We start from the raw sequence: 18,665 nt of genomic DNA, 5'->3' as shown, positions 1-18,665 counted from the left end.
TGCTTTCATTGCGGCCAACTAGCGCACGGGTTCGTCCACGGGCGCGCCGGCTTGCTGTAGCCAGTACAGCATCTGGTGGCGGGCGCTGATGAAGTCTAGCGCCTGCAGCGCATCCGCCAGGCGTTGGTTGGCCGTCGTATCGTAGCTATCCAGCTGGCTGGCTATCTCGTGGTAGGCGCGTTTGGCGCGGATATTGCGTTCGCGTAGCAGCTGGTCCAGTGTCTGCAGGGCGGCCAGTGGCAGGCTGCCAGCGGGTGCCCCTTCGGTATTTTGTGCCGGTTGTATTCCTGGCAGCAGCGCCAGGCTGGCATTGGTTTCTTCCATGGCGCGCAGCAGCGCCGGCATGAGTATGTCAGCCCCTTCGCTATCGCCATTGGCCAGGGCAAGCTCTACCGATGCGGCAGCCTTTTGTAGCTGCGCAATATGTAAGGTGGCGGCGACGCCCTTCAGCGAGTGGGCCAGGCGCATGGCTTCTTGCGGCTGGCCTGCATCCAGGGTTGCCTGGATCTGTTGTGCTGCCTGGGCGTAGTCCTGGCGCATGCGCAGCAGCAGCTTGTATAGCAGGCTGGTTTTGCCACCCAGCTGTTGCTGTGCCGCCTGCAGGTCGAAGCCGGGCAGCTCTGGCAGGGTCAGGGGGCTTTCCGTTATGGGCATGGTTTTGCCTTTTGCGGCGGCCTTGGGGGCAACCCAGCGTAACAGGGTAGTCACCAGCGCTTCAGGGTTGATCGGCTTGCTCAGGTGGTCATTCATGCCGGCATCCAGCGAGCGCTGTCGTTCGCTTTCCATGGCATGGGCAGTCATGGCAATGATGGGTAGCTGGCTGGCGCTGTATTGCTGGCGGATATGGCGTGTCGCCAGCAGGCCATCTATTTGTGGCATCTGAATATCCATCAGAATGGCATCAAAGCGTTTGTTCGGGTGGCGTGTGGCGGCGATGGCTTGCTGGCCATTGCTTACCGCTTCTACCCGGGCACCCAGCGAGCGCAGCAGGTGGCATTCAAACTCCTGCAGTAGCTCATTGTCTTCTGCCAGTAGTAGGTATAGCCCAGCTAGTGCCTGGTCGTGGATCAAGCTTGGCGCCAGTTGCGTGTCTGCAGGGCTGGCAGGCGGTTCCCCGGGGTGCAGGCGGACGCTGAAGCGGAAAGTCGAGCCCTCGCCGGGCACGCTGGTGACGCGGATCTCGCCATGCATCAGCTGCACCAGCTGGCGGCAGATCACCAAACCCAGGCCCGAGCCGCCAAAGCGGCGGGTGGTAGAGGTATCTGCCTGGCTGAATGACTGGAATAGCCGGTCTACCTGTGCTGGCGTCATGCCAATGCCGGTATCGCTGACGGCGCAGTGCAGCGTGTAGCCTTGGTCTGGGCCGGGCTGGCCATGAATGGCAATGCGCACCTGACCGTGCTCGGTAAATTTCAGCGCATTATTACTAAGGTTTAACAGTATCTGCCCCAGGCGCAAGGGGTCGCCACGTAGCCATGACGGAATGCTCGGGTCGATATCCAGGGTCAGCATCAGCTTTTTCTGAGCCGCCTGCATGCGAATGATGTCTTCCAGATTGCGGATCACATCGCTCAGGGCGAAGCTGACGTTTTCCAGCACCAGCTTGCCGGCCTCGATCTTGGAAAAGTCCAGGATATCGTTGATGACGCCCAGCAGGGTTTTGGCCGCAGCATCTACCTTTTGCAGGTTTTCGCGCTGTTCTGGCTGTAGTGAGCTGTCCAGCGTCAGGTGGGTATAGCCCAGCACGGCGGTAAGCGGGGTGCGGATTTCGTGGCTCATATTGGCCAGAAAATCGCTCTTGGCGCGCGTGGCGGCTTCGGAGGCCTCTTTGGCCATATGCAAGGCGTCGGTTTTCTCGTTCAGCTGCAGCATCACGTGGCGAAAAGCATCCAGTGATTGCGCCATGCAGCCCAGTTCGTCCGGGTGCGTGTCTGCCAGCGCCTGGCCTGGTTCCCCCTGTTGCATTTGCTGCATGGCGCGCGCCAGCTGGCGCAGGCGGCTGCCCAGCACGCGCTCCACGTAGTAGTAGGCCACCCCTAGCGTCAGCAGCAGGCCCGACAGCGCCACGAAGCACAGCACGGCACTGCCTTGGTCCAGCAGCCGGAGTAGTGCGGCCAACTGTCTGGCATCGGGCTGGCTGGCTAAGCGCTGCAACACGTACTGATAGCCCCAGATGGCTAAACCAGCGGTGAGCAGTAGTGGTAGCAGTAGCGCCAGAATGGCCAGCCGTAGCTGCGTGGTAATGCTATGCGTTGCCTGGCTGGGGGCTGTACTTGGGGCGGGCAAGACTGCTCCTGTATGCAGATGGTTTTTTGCTATGCAGCTGTAACGCTATAGCTTATCGACATAGCTGGCAAGGTACCCTTGATCTGGCGCACATTATATTCCGCCCACAGCAGCGTATTAGGGTAGCGCTGTAGCGATAGCGCCCAGTCTGAGTGCAATGGCGTCAAGTAGCGGGCATTGAGCAGGCACGGTTGCCAGGCGGGTCGCTTGTCGTGCCGTTAGCTCGTCCTGAAGCGGCTTGGCAGCGCCATGCCGGCGTCACTGCACAGCTGTCCGAGCGTATGCATGGGGGCCGGTGTCAGGGCAAGACAAAGCCCGCCATCGGGCGGGCTGGGTGAGTCGGGCGGGTGTTGCGGCCAACGTTAAGGTTGGCCGCAAAGGCTCACTCCCACTCAATTGTTTTTTGTGTTGAAAAAATCAATAAAATCAATATGTTGCACTTTTTGCATTGGGTTTTGCCATTAAATATACCATGCAGCATCAACATGCTAGCCGATATGCTTGTAAAAAATCCCATGTTTTATTGGCTAGGCTTTAAGTTTGAATCCGATATATGCGATTACGAATTTTTTCTCATTGATATCGACACGGAAGTGTATTCTTCCAGGAAAACCACCCGTGAAGTAGGCATGACGATCAAAGTCCAGTTCTTTTCCAACAGTTTCATCCGTAAATCTACTTAAGCTTTGGCGTTGATCATGCTCACCATCTGCAACTTTTATGGAGTATTGGGGTTGTCCATTTCCATCCCAGCGTGATGCATCCTCATTTAACGCTTCTAGCGTGGAGAGGGCCTGCTTGTATGGCGCCCCACTAGTTGCAAGTGCCTCTATATGCCCTTTGGTTTGATCTAAAAAGCGAAGTTTTGGAAATTGGGACTCTTTATCAGTCCAGAATTTTTTAGCAGAAGGAATGCGATCAAAGCCTAGAGACTTTAACCAGTTATTGTGATGAGTAACATGGTCTGGTTCGCTTAGGTTGTTAATGCACTCTTTTGTTTTTAACAGCTCGCCATCTGGATTGATTTTTGTTAGCGCTATATTTACTGTGTGGCTATCCCAAACGCCTCCAGTTTTCAAACTTACCGTTCCTGTTTCAAGCAAGCTTGCCCATGTTAGAGCAGTAGATATTTGCCCACATTCGGTTCGCGCCTCCGCAATATCAAATGTTTCTAGGAAAGTGCTTAGTCCGTTTGAAAGTGGGCTTTTTGCCTTTAACTCTTTTAATAACAGCCATTCGTCGCGATGATTGGGGCCGGTTAATATGGTTTGAAGGGTATCTTCAGGTGATACTCTTTGTTGGGATAATGATCCTGCAGTGTTAATGCTTATTTTTGAATTTAAACGACGTATTTTTATTAATGTAGTAATTAGGTTTTTTACTGTGTTTTGAGCGACTTCTTTTTCTACATTGGTGCGATAGCCAGAGTCAGGTTCAAGAAAAAGAACTGGAACTGTCATTGCCTACTCCCCTAGCAATTCGTCAAGAGCATTACCCCATTCATCAAAAAATCCAGATGGCCAATCATCAAAACGACCATTGTCTAATAAGTTTGGTGACTGGCATGTTGTCAACCCTGTTGCTATGTCACGAGTAAAAAAATGCACGGCTACATCGCTAGCTAGAATATCTTTTCTTTTGGCAGCAAGGCGAATTCCGTTAAGCAAGTGATCACTATGTGTTTCAACAATGATATTAACCCCATCGTTCGCACACAATGATAGCAGTAAACCAAGGGCAGATTGCCCTCTCGGATGTAAATGTGCTTCCGGATTCTCCAGTAGTAGTACTGCCCCTGCCGGAGCACTCAGACAAGAAACAATAATCGGGAGACTATAGGTTAGTCCAAATCCAACATTGGTTGGTTTGTGTTCTCTGCTTTTTGCCTCGCGACTAAGGCCGGTATATTCAAAACGTAGTGAGGTTGCATCCGTGATGTCTATTACCCTTGCAATCGGTCGAACTCCAGGACTCAGTTGTTGTAGCCAAGCAGACGTAACATCCCATAGACGATCTGTCGGTGCGATTGTCCGCATTAAATCCTTTTCTTCTTCACTACGGAGCCGACTCTCTGGGTAACACCGTGAAGATGATATTTTCATATCTTCATGTCTGCTTAAATAATCAACTGTATATTCTCCATGCGGGCCAAGCCTTCCAAGTTCCTGGTCCGCAGATGTTGCTTGTTGATATCGAACTGCGGGGGTTAGACGATCTGCCTGAATGAATTGAAAATTTTGCAATCCAGTTTTTAGTGAATGCAAATCTCCTTCAAATGAAGCATCCAACGTGTCTAAGTTTGGTGTAGCATCGGCTAACCAAGAATTTTTCTTTCCATCAACTTCTATGCTGATGCTAATTAGTTCTGAGTCAGCGCCTTCAAATAATACATCCTCAGTACGGCCAAGTTGAATCCATGGACCGTTGAGTACCAGTTGATTTCCAAGTTGGTTTGAATCAATGGATTGCTTTATAAGAGAGATCGCTTGCAAAATGGAGCTTTTTCCTGACCCGTTTAGGCCTGTAAGTACAGTCAAAGGTTCTAATTGAATGGTTTGGTCTTTGACTGACTTAAAATTTTTAAGAGTTAATTCTTTAATTAGCATTGATCACTCCTTTGAATATTTTTGTTATCTCTTTGATTCGGGTGTTTGACGCTTCTGCGGAGCCGGTTGCGTATAGTAGTGCGCCTGAAAGTAATGTGCCATATCTTAGTTGGTTTTTCAGTTCGTGACTTATTTTTTCTTTGTTTAGTATCAATATTTCTATTTCGTATTTCTGAAGTGAGCTAATGGAGATTAGTTGTGCTTCAAATAAGCCACGATTGATCGGGGACTTGCTGTAACTGCCGATGCTTTTTCTAAATACGTGTTCTCCAAATATTTTTACTGCAGAGTCTAAGGATTCAATAAAGGATTTTTCAACTAACGACCAGTCCTTATCATTCCAGTGACGTAATGAATTTTCGACGGTCTCGTTGAGAAATTCATCAAGAGTCTTGTTGGCATGTCGTTGAAATGGAGATCCTATTTGCCATAATGCAACAAATCTTAAGGCAAGCTCCACATCTTGTTGTCGCTCTGGTTTTATTTTTCCGTCCGTGGCGTTTTTGAAAGAGTTACTATTAACTAATTCTTGTAGTTTTTTACGCCACATTCCAGGGTAAATGGCGTTGCGTATTTCTTGTGCATTTAAAGGTAGTCCGCCTTGATTTAGTCTGGCAAAGACATTGAATTTTACTGCTGGCGGAGTGTTTGGTCTGATTATGTTTGATGTTATTTCTAGTTCGCTGATGCGTCTTTGGAATTTTCTATCGAGGTCGGAAAATGAACAACCTTCTAATTCTTTAAGATACTGTAGATCTTTAAGTCTCAGTAGACCAAGTTTGGATTTTACCACGCGGTTGAGTTCTTCATGATTCATGAAGTGAAACAATGTACATAGACGTTGAAGACCATCCACAACAGCGTATACACCTTCTTCATCTTCACTGAAGTAAAAGGAAGGTAGCGGTATACGTAGCAAGACTGATTCAATTAGTCTGCTTTTTCGCTTTTGATCCCAGACATTCGCTTGTCTCTGAAAATCAGGTGTTAAATCCAGTTCGTCATTACTCAGGCGACTTTGTAAACTACTTATCGACAGTGGCTTTACTTGTATATCAATTTTTGATGGGTCAAAAGGGACCTCAATATCATAGCCAAGTTCATCTGCTTCTAGTCCACTTTCATCTTCTTTTTTCACTAATTCTTTTTCAATCTCGGTCATGTGATTCCTTTCTGGAGGTTATTTTATTAATATTAGATATTAAGTGGGTGTTTTTACTTTTATAAGGGAATTTTACATTTTTTACATGTTTGCATTTTGGCTGGCGATGTTTTATCATGTATGTAATATATGTATTAGCTCTAGTGTTAATGTTTTCTTCATATATAAATCTGCTTGTGCTGGCATATTCTAGCGGTTATAACCTCGCAATGATGAATATTTAGCTGAGATAGATTGGGGGGCCTTATCATTGCTTACATATGAATTGTTGTTACTAGGTCAGCAGTGAAGCAGGGGCTCCTAAATTCCCGTCAGTATTACTTTTCTTGCTTCTTTCTGGTTTTGATTCTGCTATTTCGAGCTATCCTGGCGGTGAAGACTTGCGAACCCTAACTATGCATGCGATTAATTTAATACCAATGAATACTCGCATGTCATCATGCGTGGTGCGTCGACTGCTTAAGCTTGCGGCAGGATGACTCTGGGAAATTCATGCAGGCCTCTAGGAATTATAGGCCTGGCCGCCCATTATGTGGTGGGGATGCTTGATGATTGTGGGTCATACCAATTAGACTAAGCTAGTTGGTACGTCCCATAACTCGGCAATCAGAGCCGCGCTATCGTGTACCACCCCATGCGAAAGCCCACGGAACCGTGGGTTTTTTGCTTTGTTCGCTCAGCATTGGTCATATCAAGCGTAGAGGGAGTCAAGGGCCGTGCAAAAGTACGAATGGTTGTTCCTGGAACAAATGGTACTGGCGCGGGCGTAGCGAACCCTTGACGCACTCGTAGCGGAAATAGGCTAACGTCGGGGAGTAGGGAGGTTTACCCCCTGCTCCCCGAGGTCCACGCGGCCGTGGCGGGGTTTGGGGCTGCGCCCCAAGGTCTTAGCAGCTCTGCTCCGCTTGCTGCTGATGCCAGGCTTTAAGCTTTGCTCCGTATTCCTTGCGAATACGGTCGATAGCGATACTGTCTTGCACTTTCAGGGTACTACGTTCTTCAGCCAGCCTGGCTTGCTCTTGTTGCAAGCGGCTGATCGTATCTGAATCTGGCGCTGGCTTGGCTCTCTCCCGAGCCAGCAGTTTGCTCTGTATCGCAATCAGCTCCGAGATGTATTCACGGGCACACTCGAATGCCATGCCTTGTTCCGCTGTCCAGTTAGCAGAAATTTCGCCGGCGAAATTTTTTGTATCCTCACTCATGATCACATCCGTCGTCTTGATAGATGCTTAAGCCTACGTCATGAGGCGTGATGTGTCGACAGTAGATAGTGAGACTCATTCTAAAAAATTTCGCCGGCGAAATTTCCTGACAAGGCGTAGGGCATCAGATGGGATGCCGTGCCTTGTCAGAGGTGACATAGGCCTTGATGTCTACAAATACTTGGCCCTGTTGTTGGCGAGCTCTCTTAGCTCAACAAAAATGGCAGGCATATCCAGCTCTGAGTATCTTTTCTGAGGTTTTGACCAGGTCTGTCCAGGTACTGGCTCGACTTCAACTTCGATATAATCTAGCCCCAGTTTTTTTGCTGCGTTCCCAACATTTGTGGGATGCAGTTCAATTCCACTTATTTCTTTAAAGCGTTCAGCTATTTCTGCAGCACTCAGGCAGGTTTCATTCATTCCGATGTATCGCATTATATATCCCTCGGATGGCATCATGAAGGCATGATGTTTTGATAAAAAGTGGGAGGGTATAATTTCGCAGGAAGCGATAGGATGTGTCAAGAGTCGATATTGGAATTGAAACTTATGACTTCATGCTTGGTGCAGGTTGTGAAGAGATTTAACAAAATCAGGGTGTTGTCTCTTGCCCGCAGCGCATTTGCGCGAGGACAAGAGACAACACCCTGATTTGTATTTAACCCTGATTTTTCGGTCGCCAAAAGACTTCGCTAGGAGTCTGATGCTCTGTCCTGGGGTCTTTGCTTCCTATAACTTGGTCAGTCTTGGGATTGCGCGAGTAATTCATTGTGGCTGGTAAATCATCGCCAAAGAAGTCAACATTAGCCTTTTCTGCAGTTCTTTTCTTGAGAATTTCTTTCAGCTCTTTGTACTTTTCTGTAGATGATATTTCATATCCAAAATTCACCAAGCCGCTTCCGTGATAACCAGTGAATACCTGGACTCTTCTGTAAGCATTACTTCGTATTTCATCGTCTGTCAGATCAATGCCCCCTGCTACTGCAAGCTCATCAGCTAGTTCTAGTGAGCGTGTGAAGTATTCGTTTGACCAGTGCTGTTCACGGTACAGACGCTCAGGGAAGGTAAGTGCGTTCATTGGAGCGATGTGCCCATTCGTCGCATCAGTGATACCTGCAACCATCCAAAATGCATATTTTGGATATAGTTTTGCTAGTGCTTCGATCATTTCTGAAGTGGGTCGTTGCCGTCTATTGGCTGCTTTTCTCCACCGTTGTGCGCTTATTCCTGTCTTTTTCTCAAGATTTGCCCAGAACCCATGTGGTTCTCCTTCCTCATTGAGTATGAGGATCACGCGATCTTCAATTGTACTTGACATGAGTATTCCTGTTTGCATAGCATTGCCACAGGTCAAATCGTCCAAATTGGACGATACGGCCAGTTTGTTCCGACTGTGACTGCCTAGACACAATGTTTCTGGCGGTTTGCTCGGAGCCTGTTGCTTCCTCTGCGATCAAAAGGAATTCATATGACATCCCCCGCAACCGAACAAACCAAGAACCACATTCGCCAGAACCAAGCGCTTCTTGCCGGCCGCGTCAACTCCGTGCGCAAGGCAGATGACACCGTCTACACGGAAGTCACTCTGCCGGCTCCTGACCAGTACAGCCAGCCTGCTGCTGTTGAAATTCGTAGCCGCAAGCGTCTTGGTCAGGTCGGTGAAACCATTGAAGTGCAGGTCATCTGCGGTGGCTACCGTGGCAAGTCGTTCGTTTATACCGACAAGGATACCGGTGAACGCTTCACTCGTCGTCCCGTGGTCAACAGTTACGTTGCCATTGAGGACTGATCATGCTGACTCCGCTGTCGCTCGAATACCGCCGCGCTTGCCTGAAGCAAGACCGCGAGCGGGTCAGTCACTGGCTTCGCCGCATTCCTGCCGCGCTTGCAAAGGGTATTCGACGTCAGCACAACAAGATTCTCTTTTCAGACGGGTTCAAGTACGACGGGGATGCCCGTCGTGCTGCAAACCTGCACGTTCAAGACTGCCGTGACCACTTTAGTGACATTGCTGGTCGGTTGAACCTGAATGCTACCGACAAAGATCTTTGTGAAGAAGCTAAGGAGACTGCCGACTATGTGCAGCTTTTCCAGCGGATACACAAGGGAAAGAGCTTCGGTGAATTGCTGGAACTCCTACGCAGTTACCTGGTTGAACGCGATGTGTACTTACACGGGAGTGATGATATTCCTGATGGTAGTACGCGCCTGCCCAAGCTTGGTGTGAAGGGCGTAACGGCTGAGTCGATCTTTGCTCGGCTCATTGATGAAACCTTTTGGCGCAAGGTTTTCCGTAAGGGAATCACGCGCAAGGTTGAGACCGAAGCTATTCGTTCTGGTCTCGTTAACCAGAAGGCTGGACTCTATGTGTCGGATGAGACCCTGGCTCGCTTCAGGGGACAGCGCTGCCGTAATCGTGCGCTCTTGGAGGGCTTATTGGCTTTTAACGAGTTGGGGCAGCAGTACACCCTGGCCGAGCTAGCCGACCTGTCGGTATCTAACCCTGATATTCGTCGGGCAGAGTTGATGACCCGCATTGCAGGTTTCGAGACCATCGCCCGTACTCTTGGCCATGCCGGCTTATTTCTGACGATTACATGCCCGTCACGCTTTCACGCGTTCCGAAAGATAAGCAAGCGCAAGGTTGTAGCTAACAAAAAATACTGTGGTGCCACTCCCCGTCAGGCGCAGCAGTACCTTTCTGGTGTTTTTGCCCGTATTCGTGCCGAATTGCACCGCCGTGGAATTGCTCCCTACGGTTTTCGGGTTGCTGAGCCACATCACGATGGTACGCCACACTGGCACCTTCTTCTGTTTGTTTCGGATGCTCAAGCGGCGGAGATGGTTGACGTTTTTGCCGACTATGCCACTCGTGAAGATAAGGCTGAGCTGGGCAATGACATTACCCCGCGATTCAAGTGCAAGGAGATTGATTGGTCGCGTGGTACGGCTGCCGGATACATCATCAAGTATGTCTGCAAAAACATCGATGGGTTCAAAAGTAACGGGGAGCCCATTGGTAAAAATTTTGATGATGTTGAAACTCCTATCGGGGCAGAGCGTGTTTTGGCCTGGGCATGGTGCTGGGGGCACCGCCAGTTTCAGCAGATCGGAGTCGCACCCGCAACATACTGGCGCGAATGCCGCCGCCTTTTTTCCATCCCTGGGATTGTCATAGATAGCGACATCATCATGCGAGCTGCAATGGCTGCTGATGCGGGAGACTGGGCTGAATTTGTCCGAATTCTTGGCGGTACAGGGCTGAGACTTGCCGATTTGCCTTTCAGGCTTAGTCGTGAAACTAGCCTTGTGAATCGCTATGGCGAAGAAAAGGGCATTCGCATTCTCGGCTTGGTGGATATTGGTGATGGTCTATTTGTACGGACTCGTATCCATGAGTGGAGCGTTGAATTTGCTCCCAAATGCGAGCGTAGCGAGCCTTGGACTCGTGTCAATAACTGTACTAGCCACGCGGCTGGCGGAACGCCAGCCATTCAGGGGCTAGAACAACAGTCATTTCAAAGTCGGTTGATACCACGCCCATCAAGTGAATACCACCAGGCTCAACCTCGGGCCTCATGCACAACATTTCCGGACGGTTAGATATGGCACTCGGCCAAACAGTCAGCGTGGTGATTTGTACGCAGGGCACGCCGAATCGCGCGCCTTGCCCATCGGGCCAGACCACAAAAGTGTTACAGGCGTATGTGATCGACCCATCTCAACAGAATAATTTCGAAGCTGCCACAGGGCCATTTGATTACGGCTACGCCTCCGCAATATGGGCGCTCGCATTTTCGACAGTGGTTGGCCTGTATTTCGTTTCGCATGGAATCGGATTAGTACTCGGCATGATCCGCCGAGGCTGATGCGTCAACGAGCCGGCGTTTTCCGGCATTCAACTCAAGGACTGTAATTATGCGTAAGCAATTCTTCACCAAGGCCAAGCTGGCCATCGTGGTAGCTGCGGCTGCCGTTTTCGCTCCCGTTGCCCAGGCTGCAGGTAGCGGTAGTACTGCACCGGATCTGTCGTCCCTGACCAACGCGGTGGATTTCAGCACCACGATCACCGCGATTCTGGCAATCGCGGGTCTGTTGGCGGGCGTCTACATCTCCATCAAAGGCATCAAGTTCGTTCTTGGCTTGCTCAAGGGCCACTAAGCGTCAGCAGTCATAGGGGGCAAGTCCCCCTTTTTTTGATTTTCTTCAGGGAGTGAGCATGGAGCTTCTTGTATGGGTAGCAGAGCTGGTAGCCATATCGATGGCTATTTTCTGGTTTGCACTGGGGCCCTGTGTTTACCCCGATTTCGAGCGAAGCAACCGTATCGTCTTTGATGAGCGTCCATACGGCAAGGCATTACTGATGTTCTGGGCAGCGTTTGTCTGCGAACTTTTTGCCGTTTCGGTTGGGTTAATTCTTACCCAGGTGTGCAAACCATGGGGAGGCCGGTAATGACCATTACCCAGCTTTGGTATTTGATCATTTTTGCGTGGGGCATCGTCTCTGGCTGGGCGGTCGTCAAAGGAATATCAAACCAGTGAGGGCGCAAATGAAAAGCTGGAAGCAGTGGGTGTTACTTGCTTGCCTGGTATCGATGATCGGACATCAGGTGTCGGCCAATGCCGTTCTTGCGCCGGTAGAAAACTACGTAGTCAATCGTGCCGTTGGTGGCATCATCGCCAACCGCATAGCAGCCGCGCAAGGCGTGGCCGCAAATGATGCGGTATGGCTGGCCAAGGCGGCTAATGACCCTGTCTACAAAGCCACGATGGCAGGTATCAGCAGCCAGATGACAGCGGTGAACGTCGCGTCAACGGTGGCAGGTGGTGCCCTTGCACTGGCAGGTGCGCCGCTTTGGCTGACCATCGCCGCAGGCCTGGGCATTACCGCTTTAGGGGCTTACTACTTTTCGTCTGATGGCCTGCAGAAAGTCACCATCAGCCAAGTGTCGTCATCGGTTTCCATTCAGGCCCAAAGCACGCCGGTAAAGCCGGCTTACACTGCGCCAGCAGTGCCACCTGCACCGGAACCAAGTTACGGTCAGCTGGCTTTGACGGCTGGGCTGATTGTTTACAAAGGCCTCTGTGACTACGGTGGCGATTGTCTGTCTTTCCCCGCAGCTCCTGCAGGCTACCGCGCAAACGCTCCTTTTCTCAGTGAAGGTGGCGACTACATCACCATTGCCTATTCCCTTGCCGAAATCACTCGCCTGGAATCTGCCTACTCCGCACAACTCAGCAGGCTAGGGGTGTGGAATTGGGCTGATGGCAGCAAGGTAAGCAAGAGCTTCAGCTCTGCGTACTACCTCCCTGCTACAGGTGGTGGCTATGACCTGTACGGTTCCTATGTCGTTACTCGCAAGCCACCCGACACCGTAGACGCCAACGGTAATACCCAAACCCAGCCGAGCGTTACTACCTATGAAACAAAAAAGTTGACGGAGTGGGTGGTCGGTAACACAGCCCCTATCCCCAAGGCATTCAGCAACCTTACCGACGCTTACCCCGCCATAACCGATGCGCAGAAAGCGGTGCCGATGCCCGATGCCCAATTGGCACGCCTCGCTGATGAAGCCTGGAAGCGTGCTGCTGCGGCGCCTGGCTATGAAGGCTTGCCCTATAGCGCAGCCGAGCCAGTAACGTCATCTGATGTGACTGAATGGAAAGCGGCCAACCCTAACGCCATGCCTACGCTTGGCGACTTGCTGCGGCCTGCGGCCAACCCTACGAGAGATACAGCAGGCGTACCCATCTCGCACTCCATTCAGCCTGGCAGCAGTACCGGCACGAATCCGGGCACTAATCCAGGTTCCAGCACTTCGACTCGCCCCGACTTGGGGGAGGACCCGAATGTGCCAGACCCAACGCTAGAAGAGGTGCCTGGTGCAGATGTCATCTTGCAACCATTGCTGTCTTTATTCCCTGAGTTACGCAGCTTCCAGACTCCAGATCACGCTGCCCAGTGCCCGAGGCCGGCGTTCGATGTGTTCGGCAAAAGCATCGTGATGGATGCGCAATGCGAGATTGCCGAACAGTACCGTGAAGAGTTGGCCGCAACCATGCTGGTTGTCTGGTTGCTGGTTGGCCTGTTCATTATTTTGTCTGCCTGAGGTGAAACATGCCCGCTGCACTCTTCGGCATTTTGATGTCTGCATTGCGAACGATGCTCGGCTTCGTATTGCGCTCAACGATTGTCAAGTTTGTCACTTTCTTTGCGCTGTTCTTTATCGTCAAGGAGTTCGTCAATGTCCTGATTTCAAGCCAGCTGTACCCAGGTGCAACCCAGGCTTCTGATCTGGCCAGCGCACTGTCTGGCGTGCCGCCATCAGTCTGGTATTTCCTTGACCTGTTTAGCGTATCGACCGGCATTTCGACGGTTATTTCTGCCTATGCGACAAGGTTCATCATTCGACGCATTCCGGTGATTGGGTAAGACGATGTCAATCAATGCATATGTCGGACTGCAAGGCTCCGGAAAGTCTTTTGAAGTAGTGTCATCGGTCATTATTGATGCACTGGAGCAGGGGCGGCGGGTGGTGACCAATGTGGCCGGTATCAATGAGGACAGGATTCATGAATATCTGGTGAGTAAGCGCAAGGCCGATGCAGATACGCTTGGCCAGATCGTGCATGTAACAAATGATCGTATCATGCAGCCACAGTTTTTCCCTGATGAAGAAGAGCCGGAACTTGAGTCAGTAGTGCAGGGCGGAGACCTGGTGGCCATTGATGAGGCTTGGCGTTTTTGGGGGGTGGATAACGGCAAACTGAGCCATGAGCACATGCAGTTCTTCAGGATGCATCGCCACTACGTCAATCCAAAAACTGGTGCAACTTGCGATGTGGTGCTGATGACCCAGGACATTACAGGGCTGCATCGCTCGGTGAGAAATGTTATCGAGTTCACCTTTCGTATGTACAAGCTCAAGTCCCTTGGCTTGAGTAAGCGTTATCGGGTCGAGATTTACGAAGGTTGGAAACTGAACACCAAAACCCGCATTGACGACCGCCAGAAGAAGTATGACCCCGAAATCTTTCCGCTGTATCAGAGCTACACCGGTGGCCAAGGGATGGAGAAGGCTATCGACAAGCGTCAGAACATCTTGGCGAATCGCACTTTGTGGTTATACGCCGGCGGCGTAGTCGTGATGATGTCTATTGGCGGCTGGGGAGCTTGGCGCTTTTTCCATCCGGCAGATGCGGCCAACGAACATGTGGAGGCTGGAAAGGTCAGGTCAGGCACAGTATCAGCGACTTCAATGCCTGCTGCTGCAGCACCGGCCAGAGCAGCATTTTCTGAGGGTTGGCGAGTCGTTGGCACGTTCGAAACAGAGGAAAGTCGTTGGGTAGTGGTAGCTGATGAAGCTGGCCGTTTGCGGGTGGAGTCACCCTCCATGTTCAACGGTGAGGGGGCTGCGATAGTTGGTCAGATCGATGGTGAAACAGCTGCTCGGTGGTCTGGTTCGAAGGCACGTCAGGTTGCAGCGGGGGGCGCAAGATGAAGTTACGCAGTCAGCAGAATTATTATCCATGCAGAGTATTCGCCATTCTGACTGTGTGTGTTTCCCAGGCACTGGCAGCTGCACCTGTGCCGGCATTGCCAAAAGGTGCGGTGACTGAGCTGGTTGTGCCGCAAGGCAGCAAATCAACAAGGTTCGACTTCCAGCAAGTTAGCGTTGCCCAGGTCATTGGCCTGATTTACTCCGATGCACTCAAGCAGCCATACGTGATTGACCCTGCTGTACTGAAAGATGAGCGGCTTGTGTCGTTCCGCTTCGACTCGTCCAAGGGCAATCTGCGCCAGTTCTTGGGCAATTTCCTGGACGTATTGGGCTTCGCCATTGAAAGCCGTGGCGGGGTGGATTTCGTCACATCCAAGCCGGCCCAGGACAAGCCCGTAGCTGGGCAGGACGTGTTTATTTACCACCCGCAGCATCGTGCCATGTCGTACCTGGTCGATTTACTGACACCGCTATTCAGCAGTGGTGGCTTTACTGTGTCCCGCTCAGTACATGCGCCTAAGAGCGCAAAGATTGAGCTGGGCAGTGCTACTGCGCCACCAACATCAGCGTCTGCACTGATAGATCAGGATGGTGACACCATGATTTTTCAGGGCACGGCAGATGAGATTGCCAAGCTGAAAAAGCTGCTGCCGCAGGTTGATACCGCCAGTGGCGAGGTGGCCGTTAAAGCGGTGGTGTACGAGGTGAGTACCGGCATGAACGAAGGCACAGCCTTCTCTCTGGCGCTGAACCTGCTCGGCGGCAAGCTGGGGGTGAACATCGGGACAGAGGCCGCACAGGGCAATGCGGTGACGTTCAAGGCGGCCAACTTCGAAATGGCGCTGTCGGCCTTGGCGGGTGACTCCCGTTTCAAGGTGATGTCTACGCCACGGCTGCGGGTCAAGTCAGGCGCTGCTGCCAGGCTAACGGTTGGCCAGGACGTGCCCACACTCGGCAACGTCAGCTTTCCCCAAGGGGGCGGTGCTGCCGTGCAATCAGTGGAGTATCGCTCGTCCGGCGTCATTCTCAGTCTGTCCCCTGTTGTACGGGGCGCATCCGTAGAGATGACGGTCGATCAGCAGATCAGCGACTTCGGCCGCACCGAAACCGGCGTTAACAACTCCCCGACGCTAACCAAAAGGGCTCTGGCAACGACCGTATCTGCTGCCGATGGGGAACTGATCGTGCTGGGTGGCCTTACAACCGACAAGGACAGCCAAGGTACCTCGGGGCTGTCCTTCCTGCCAAAGTTCATGCGCACCAACAGCCAGTCCAGCAACAGAACCGAAGTCCTGCTGCTGCTACAAGCGACCAAAATCTGATATGGCACCAATGCAACGCAAGATGAAAACCAAAGTCCTGATTAACCGTAAAACGCTGCTGGCCATGATTCCGCTGTCCGAGCGCACTATCTACAACCTAGAGCAGCGCGGAGATTTTCCGCGCCGCATTGCGCTTACCAGTCGGAATGTTGCTTGGGATTTGTCCGAGATTGAAGCATGGATTGAGATAAAAAAACGATCAAATATTGTTTCAGGGCGATTTGGTTGATGGATTATTTTGGAAAATATCAAATAATTCATCGTGCCCAGTCAGTAATTTGGATTTGCATATTTTCTCCTTTGGTATGCCGTATTTTTCGCAGATGTATGTTATGCAATGTTCCATTGCAGTGCTGGCATAAGGAGATACGTATATTTTTTCTATGAGCTTTTCTACGTCTGCAGAGATCATTATGGGCTCGGATTTCAAGCTGGCTAATCCATTGATTTTGAAATTACGGGAGGCTATTAGTCTGACTTCTTTTTCATGGGCGTAAGACTCTCTCTTAATCATTCCAAGAGTATGCCCGTCATCAGTTAAGCATGAAGCCATGTCGTTTTCTGCGGAATTGAAATCGAGATATTTTACTCTTCCAATAGATATGTTTAAGCTGTTGTCAGTTAGGTGTAGTGAGTCCGTTAGTGATTTTACTGATGTTTGAATTGCAATGCCTTGTCTTGAATAAAGTCCCCACATTGCCTCTGATTCAAATTGATTGCAATGCCAGCAGTTCACTGTAGTAGATGATACAACCTGCTGAACTGTTTTTACTATGGTTATATCGTCACTTTCATATTCTTTTATTATTCTCATGTATTCAGGATTGTCTTCGTAGTCGTGAAATTTCCTAATCTCATCTTTTATATGTTCTACTGATGCGGCTCGAATGAATTGCAAGTTAGTTATTATTTGGTGTAATGCTGTTTTGGGTATGTATCCTTCGTATGGATCTGTCTCTTTAAAATGAGATAGAGGAGTGAAGTATAATTTTCTCTCATGGAGAAGGCATACTAGTTTTTCGATTCCCATATATCGCCACAACTTTTCATCATGATGCAGTGACTTGCCAATATGAATCTTAGGATGGCTCATGCTCATTTCCTTTTCTACTCCACAAATCAATCATTGATGCCCAGTCTTGCAGCATTTCTGTTCGCTGCTCTCGATATTCAGCTTTGTTGTATACAGCCCTAACGCCTCTCTGCTCATGAGCCAGACATTTTTCAATCCAGTCAGTGTTATAGCCAGCCTCATGTAGCAGGGTGCTGGCTGTTCTCCGCAGGTCATGCGGGCCAAACTTGGCCAGCGGTTTGCCTTCCTTTTGTGCCAGCTTGTAGGTCAGCGCCAGTACCTGGTTAAGGGTCGCACTGCTCATCGGCTTGTCAATATCATAACGTGATGGCAATACATACGCTGAACCGCCAGCAAAGGTTTTGAGTGCAATCAGGATGTCCATTGCTTGCCTGGATAGAAACACCAGGTGTGGAGTGCGGCGCTTCATCCGTTCCTTCGGGATAGTCCACACGGCTTCGCTGAAGTTGATTTCGCTCCAGGTGGCGTTGGTAAGCTCGCTCTTGCGTACCATCGTCAGCAACAGCAGCTTGCAGGCTGCACGAATGGATGGGGTGGTACCGATGCGCTCCAGGTACTGGTACATCAGCGCGATTTCGTCCGGTGTCAGGGCGCGGTCGCGTGGTTCAAATTTGGCGATGCTGGCAGGTCTTACCAGCTCGGCAGGGTTTTCTACCTTCTGGCCACGCTCGATTGCCCAGCGGTACACCTGCATCACTACTTCGCGGGCGTGTACGGCCGTTGCCGGTGCGCCACGTTGCACGATGGCATCGGTCAACGTGCGCAAGTCTTCGTGGCTGATCTCGGCCAATTTCTGGTTACCGAATTTGTGCTTTAACTCGCGCTCGAAAATAGAGCGGCGCATGTCGCGGGTGGAGTCGGCCATCTGGTAGCCGCGTAGCCACTTTTCCGCCCAGGCACCGAAGGTTTCCGCCCCTTTCACCCGTGCTTTGTCCCTGGCTTTTTCCTTGGCCGGTGATTTGCCTGCCGAAATCATCTTTTTGGCCTCTCCAAGCCGCTCACGCGCTTCTGCTAGCGTGATGCCACCCAGACCATAGCGGCCGAAGGTCATCGTCTCCTGGCGGCCGTTTATTGAGTAGTTGTAGCGGAAGGAAATGCCGCCTGCAGGCGTGACGGCTACGTAGAGGCCATCACGGTCAGCGACCTTGTACATTTTGGCCTGCGGCTTGAGGTGGCGTAGTTTGGTATCTGTGAGCATGGAACGGTCCAGGTTAGGGTTGCCGATACCATGATGAAAACGAGGCCGGAAATCGGGCTGCAAGGCCCGTGGCTAAAGGATTTCGTGGAGATTTGTACCATGCACGGCCGCTTTAGCCAGGCATGGTATCAAGCAAAATCATGGCATCACAAAATCAGCATACCAGCTTCGAAACCATGAAAAAGTAGTTGCTTGGCATTGCCAGCAGTTGCCAGTCATTGCCAGACGCAGACATGAAAAAACCCGCACGAATGCGGGTTTCAGGGGTGGTTGGTGCTAGTCCTTGCCAGCTGT

19 protein-coding genes are annotated in these 18,665 nt (G+C 50.9%); 10 read left to right on the top strand and 9 right to left on the bottom strand.

Translation table 11 applies throughout. The features are described from left to right. Window positions 1-18: 18 nt before the first annotated feature. The 7 genes from PQU95_RS08875 to PQU95_RS08845 all read right to left on the bottom strand — a co-directional run bounded on the left by PQU95_RS08875 (window position 19) and on the right by PQU95_RS08845 (window position 8,574). On the bottom strand, window positions 19-2,286 hold the full coding sequence (locus tag PQU95_RS08875; protein ID WP_272751655.1) for a hybrid sensor histidine kinase/response regulator: 2,268 nt from the start codon (window positions 2,284-2,286) through the stop codon (window positions 19-21). A 527-nt stretch (window positions 2,287-2,813) separates the two neighbouring features. Beyond that, complete coding sequence (locus PQU95_RS08870) at window positions 2,814-3,746, bottom strand: hypothetical protein (RefSeq protein WP_272751654.1); 933 nt, start codon at window positions 3,744-3,746, stop codon at window positions 2,814-2,816. Between the two features lie 3 nt (window positions 3,747-3,749). Further along, on the bottom strand, window positions 3,750-4,892 hold the full coding sequence (locus PQU95_RS08865; protein WP_272751653.1) for a DUF3696 domain-containing protein: 1,143 nt from the start codon (window positions 4,890-4,892) through the stop codon (window positions 3,750-3,752). Further along, window positions 4,882-6,054 (bottom strand): DUF262 domain-containing protein, encoded by a 1,173-nt coding sequence (locus PQU95_RS08860; RefSeq protein ID WP_272751652.1) that lies wholly within the window; start codon window positions 6,052-6,054, stop codon window positions 4,882-4,884. The genes PQU95_RS08865 and PQU95_RS08860 overlap by 11 nt, the downstream gene beginning before the upstream one ends. A gap of 887 nt (window positions 6,055-6,941) precedes the next feature. Then, window positions 6,942-7,256: a hypothetical protein gene (locus PQU95_RS08855; protein ID WP_272751651.1), complete on the bottom strand. Its 315-nt coding sequence runs from the start codon at window positions 7,254-7,256 to the stop codon at window positions 6,942-6,944. 171 nt (window positions 7,257-7,427) lie between these two features. Beyond that, the gene (locus PQU95_RS08850) at window positions 7,428-7,676 is read right to left on the bottom strand and encodes a hypothetical protein (protein ID WP_147684349.1); all 249 of its coding nucleotides are present in this window, start codon (window positions 7,674-7,676) and stop codon (window positions 7,428-7,430) included. Between the two features lie 238 nt (window positions 7,677-7,914). Then, window positions 7,915-8,574 carry a hypothetical protein gene (locus PQU95_RS08845; RefSeq protein ID WP_272751650.1) on the bottom strand — a complete coding sequence of 220 codons (660 nt, stop codon included), beginning with the start codon at window positions 8,572-8,574 and terminating at the stop codon, window positions 7,915-7,917. 150 nt (window positions 8,575-8,724) lie between these two features. Between PQU95_RS08845 and PQU95_RS08840 the strand changes: the two genes are divergently transcribed. From PQU95_RS08840 to PQU95_RS08795, 10 genes are all read left to right on the top strand, one after another. Beyond that, window positions 8,725-9,045, top strand: a complete 321-nt coding sequence (locus PQU95_RS08840) for a hypothetical protein (RefSeq protein ID WP_272751649.1) — start codon at window positions 8,725-8,727, stop codon at window positions 9,043-9,045. Window positions 9,046-9,047: 2 nt separating this feature from the next. Next, window positions 9,048-10,859: a replication endonuclease gene (locus tag PQU95_RS08835; protein ID WP_272751648.1), complete on the top strand. Its 1,812-nt coding sequence runs from the start codon at window positions 9,048-9,050 to the stop codon at window positions 10,857-10,859. A 2-nt stretch (window positions 10,860-10,861) separates the two neighbouring features. Then, window positions 10,862-11,125: a hypothetical protein gene (locus tag PQU95_RS08830; protein WP_272751647.1), complete on the top strand. Its 264-nt coding sequence runs from the start codon at window positions 10,862-10,864 to the stop codon at window positions 11,123-11,125. Window positions 11,126-11,174: 49 nt separating this feature from the next. Then, window positions 11,175-11,417 (top strand): hypothetical protein, encoded by a 243-nt coding sequence (locus PQU95_RS08825; RefSeq protein ID WP_272751646.1) that lies wholly within the window; start codon window positions 11,175-11,177, stop codon window positions 11,415-11,417. 58 nt (window positions 11,418-11,475) lie between these two features. Continuing rightward, window positions 11,476-11,709 carry a hypothetical protein gene (locus PQU95_RS08820; protein WP_272751645.1) on the top strand — a complete coding sequence of 78 codons (234 nt, stop codon included), beginning with the start codon at window positions 11,476-11,478 and terminating at the stop codon, window positions 11,707-11,709. A gap of 97 nt (window positions 11,710-11,806) precedes the next feature. Beyond that, window positions 11,807-13,366, top strand: a complete 1,560-nt coding sequence (locus tag PQU95_RS08815; RefSeq protein WP_272751644.1) for a hypothetical protein — start codon at window positions 11,807-11,809, stop codon at window positions 13,364-13,366. 8 nt (window positions 13,367-13,374) lie between these two features. After that, window positions 13,375-13,689, top strand: coding sequence for a DUF2523 family protein (locus PQU95_RS08810; RefSeq protein WP_272751643.1), 315 nt, complete (start codon window positions 13,375-13,377; stop codon window positions 13,687-13,689). A gap of 4 nt (window positions 13,690-13,693) precedes the next feature. Next, the gene (locus tag PQU95_RS08805; RefSeq protein ID WP_272751642.1) at window positions 13,694-14,758 is read left to right on the top strand and encodes a zonular occludens toxin domain-containing protein; all 1,065 of its coding nucleotides are present in this window, start codon (window positions 13,694-13,696) and stop codon (window positions 14,756-14,758) included. Next, window positions 14,755-16,080, top strand: a complete 1,326-nt coding sequence (locus tag PQU95_RS08800; protein ID WP_272751641.1) for a type II secretion system protein GspD — start codon at window positions 14,755-14,757, stop codon at window positions 16,078-16,080. The genes PQU95_RS08805 and PQU95_RS08800 overlap by 4 nt, the downstream gene beginning before the upstream one ends. Before the next feature lie 22 nt (window positions 16,081-16,102). Then, on the top strand, window positions 16,103-16,309 hold the full coding sequence (locus PQU95_RS08795) for a helix-turn-helix transcriptional regulator (protein ID WP_373321389.1): 207 nt from the start codon (window positions 16,103-16,105) through the stop codon (window positions 16,307-16,309). Here PQU95_RS08795 and PQU95_RS08790 read toward each other — a convergent pair. Next, entirely contained in the window at window positions 16,292-17,173 is an 882-nt protein-coding gene (locus PQU95_RS08790) for a hypothetical protein (RefSeq protein WP_272751640.1), read from the bottom strand. The genes PQU95_RS08795 and PQU95_RS08790 overlap by 18 nt on opposite strands. After that, on the bottom strand, window positions 17,160-18,371 hold the full coding sequence (locus PQU95_RS08785) for a tyrosine-type recombinase/integrase (RefSeq protein WP_272751639.1): 1,212 nt from the start codon (window positions 18,369-18,371) through the stop codon (window positions 17,160-17,162). The genes PQU95_RS08790 and PQU95_RS08785 overlap by 14 nt, the downstream gene beginning before the upstream one ends. Window positions 18,372-18,665: the final 294 nt, after the last annotated feature.

It is taken from the genome of Vogesella aquatica, from assembly GCF_028548455.1.
In the GTDB taxonomy this organism is placed as follows: domain Bacteria; phylum Pseudomonadota; class Gammaproteobacteria; order Burkholderiales; family Chromobacteriaceae; genus Vogesella; species Vogesella aquatica.
Note: the sequence above shows the minus strand (reverse complement) of the source record. Positions and strands in the feature narration are given on the sequence as shown.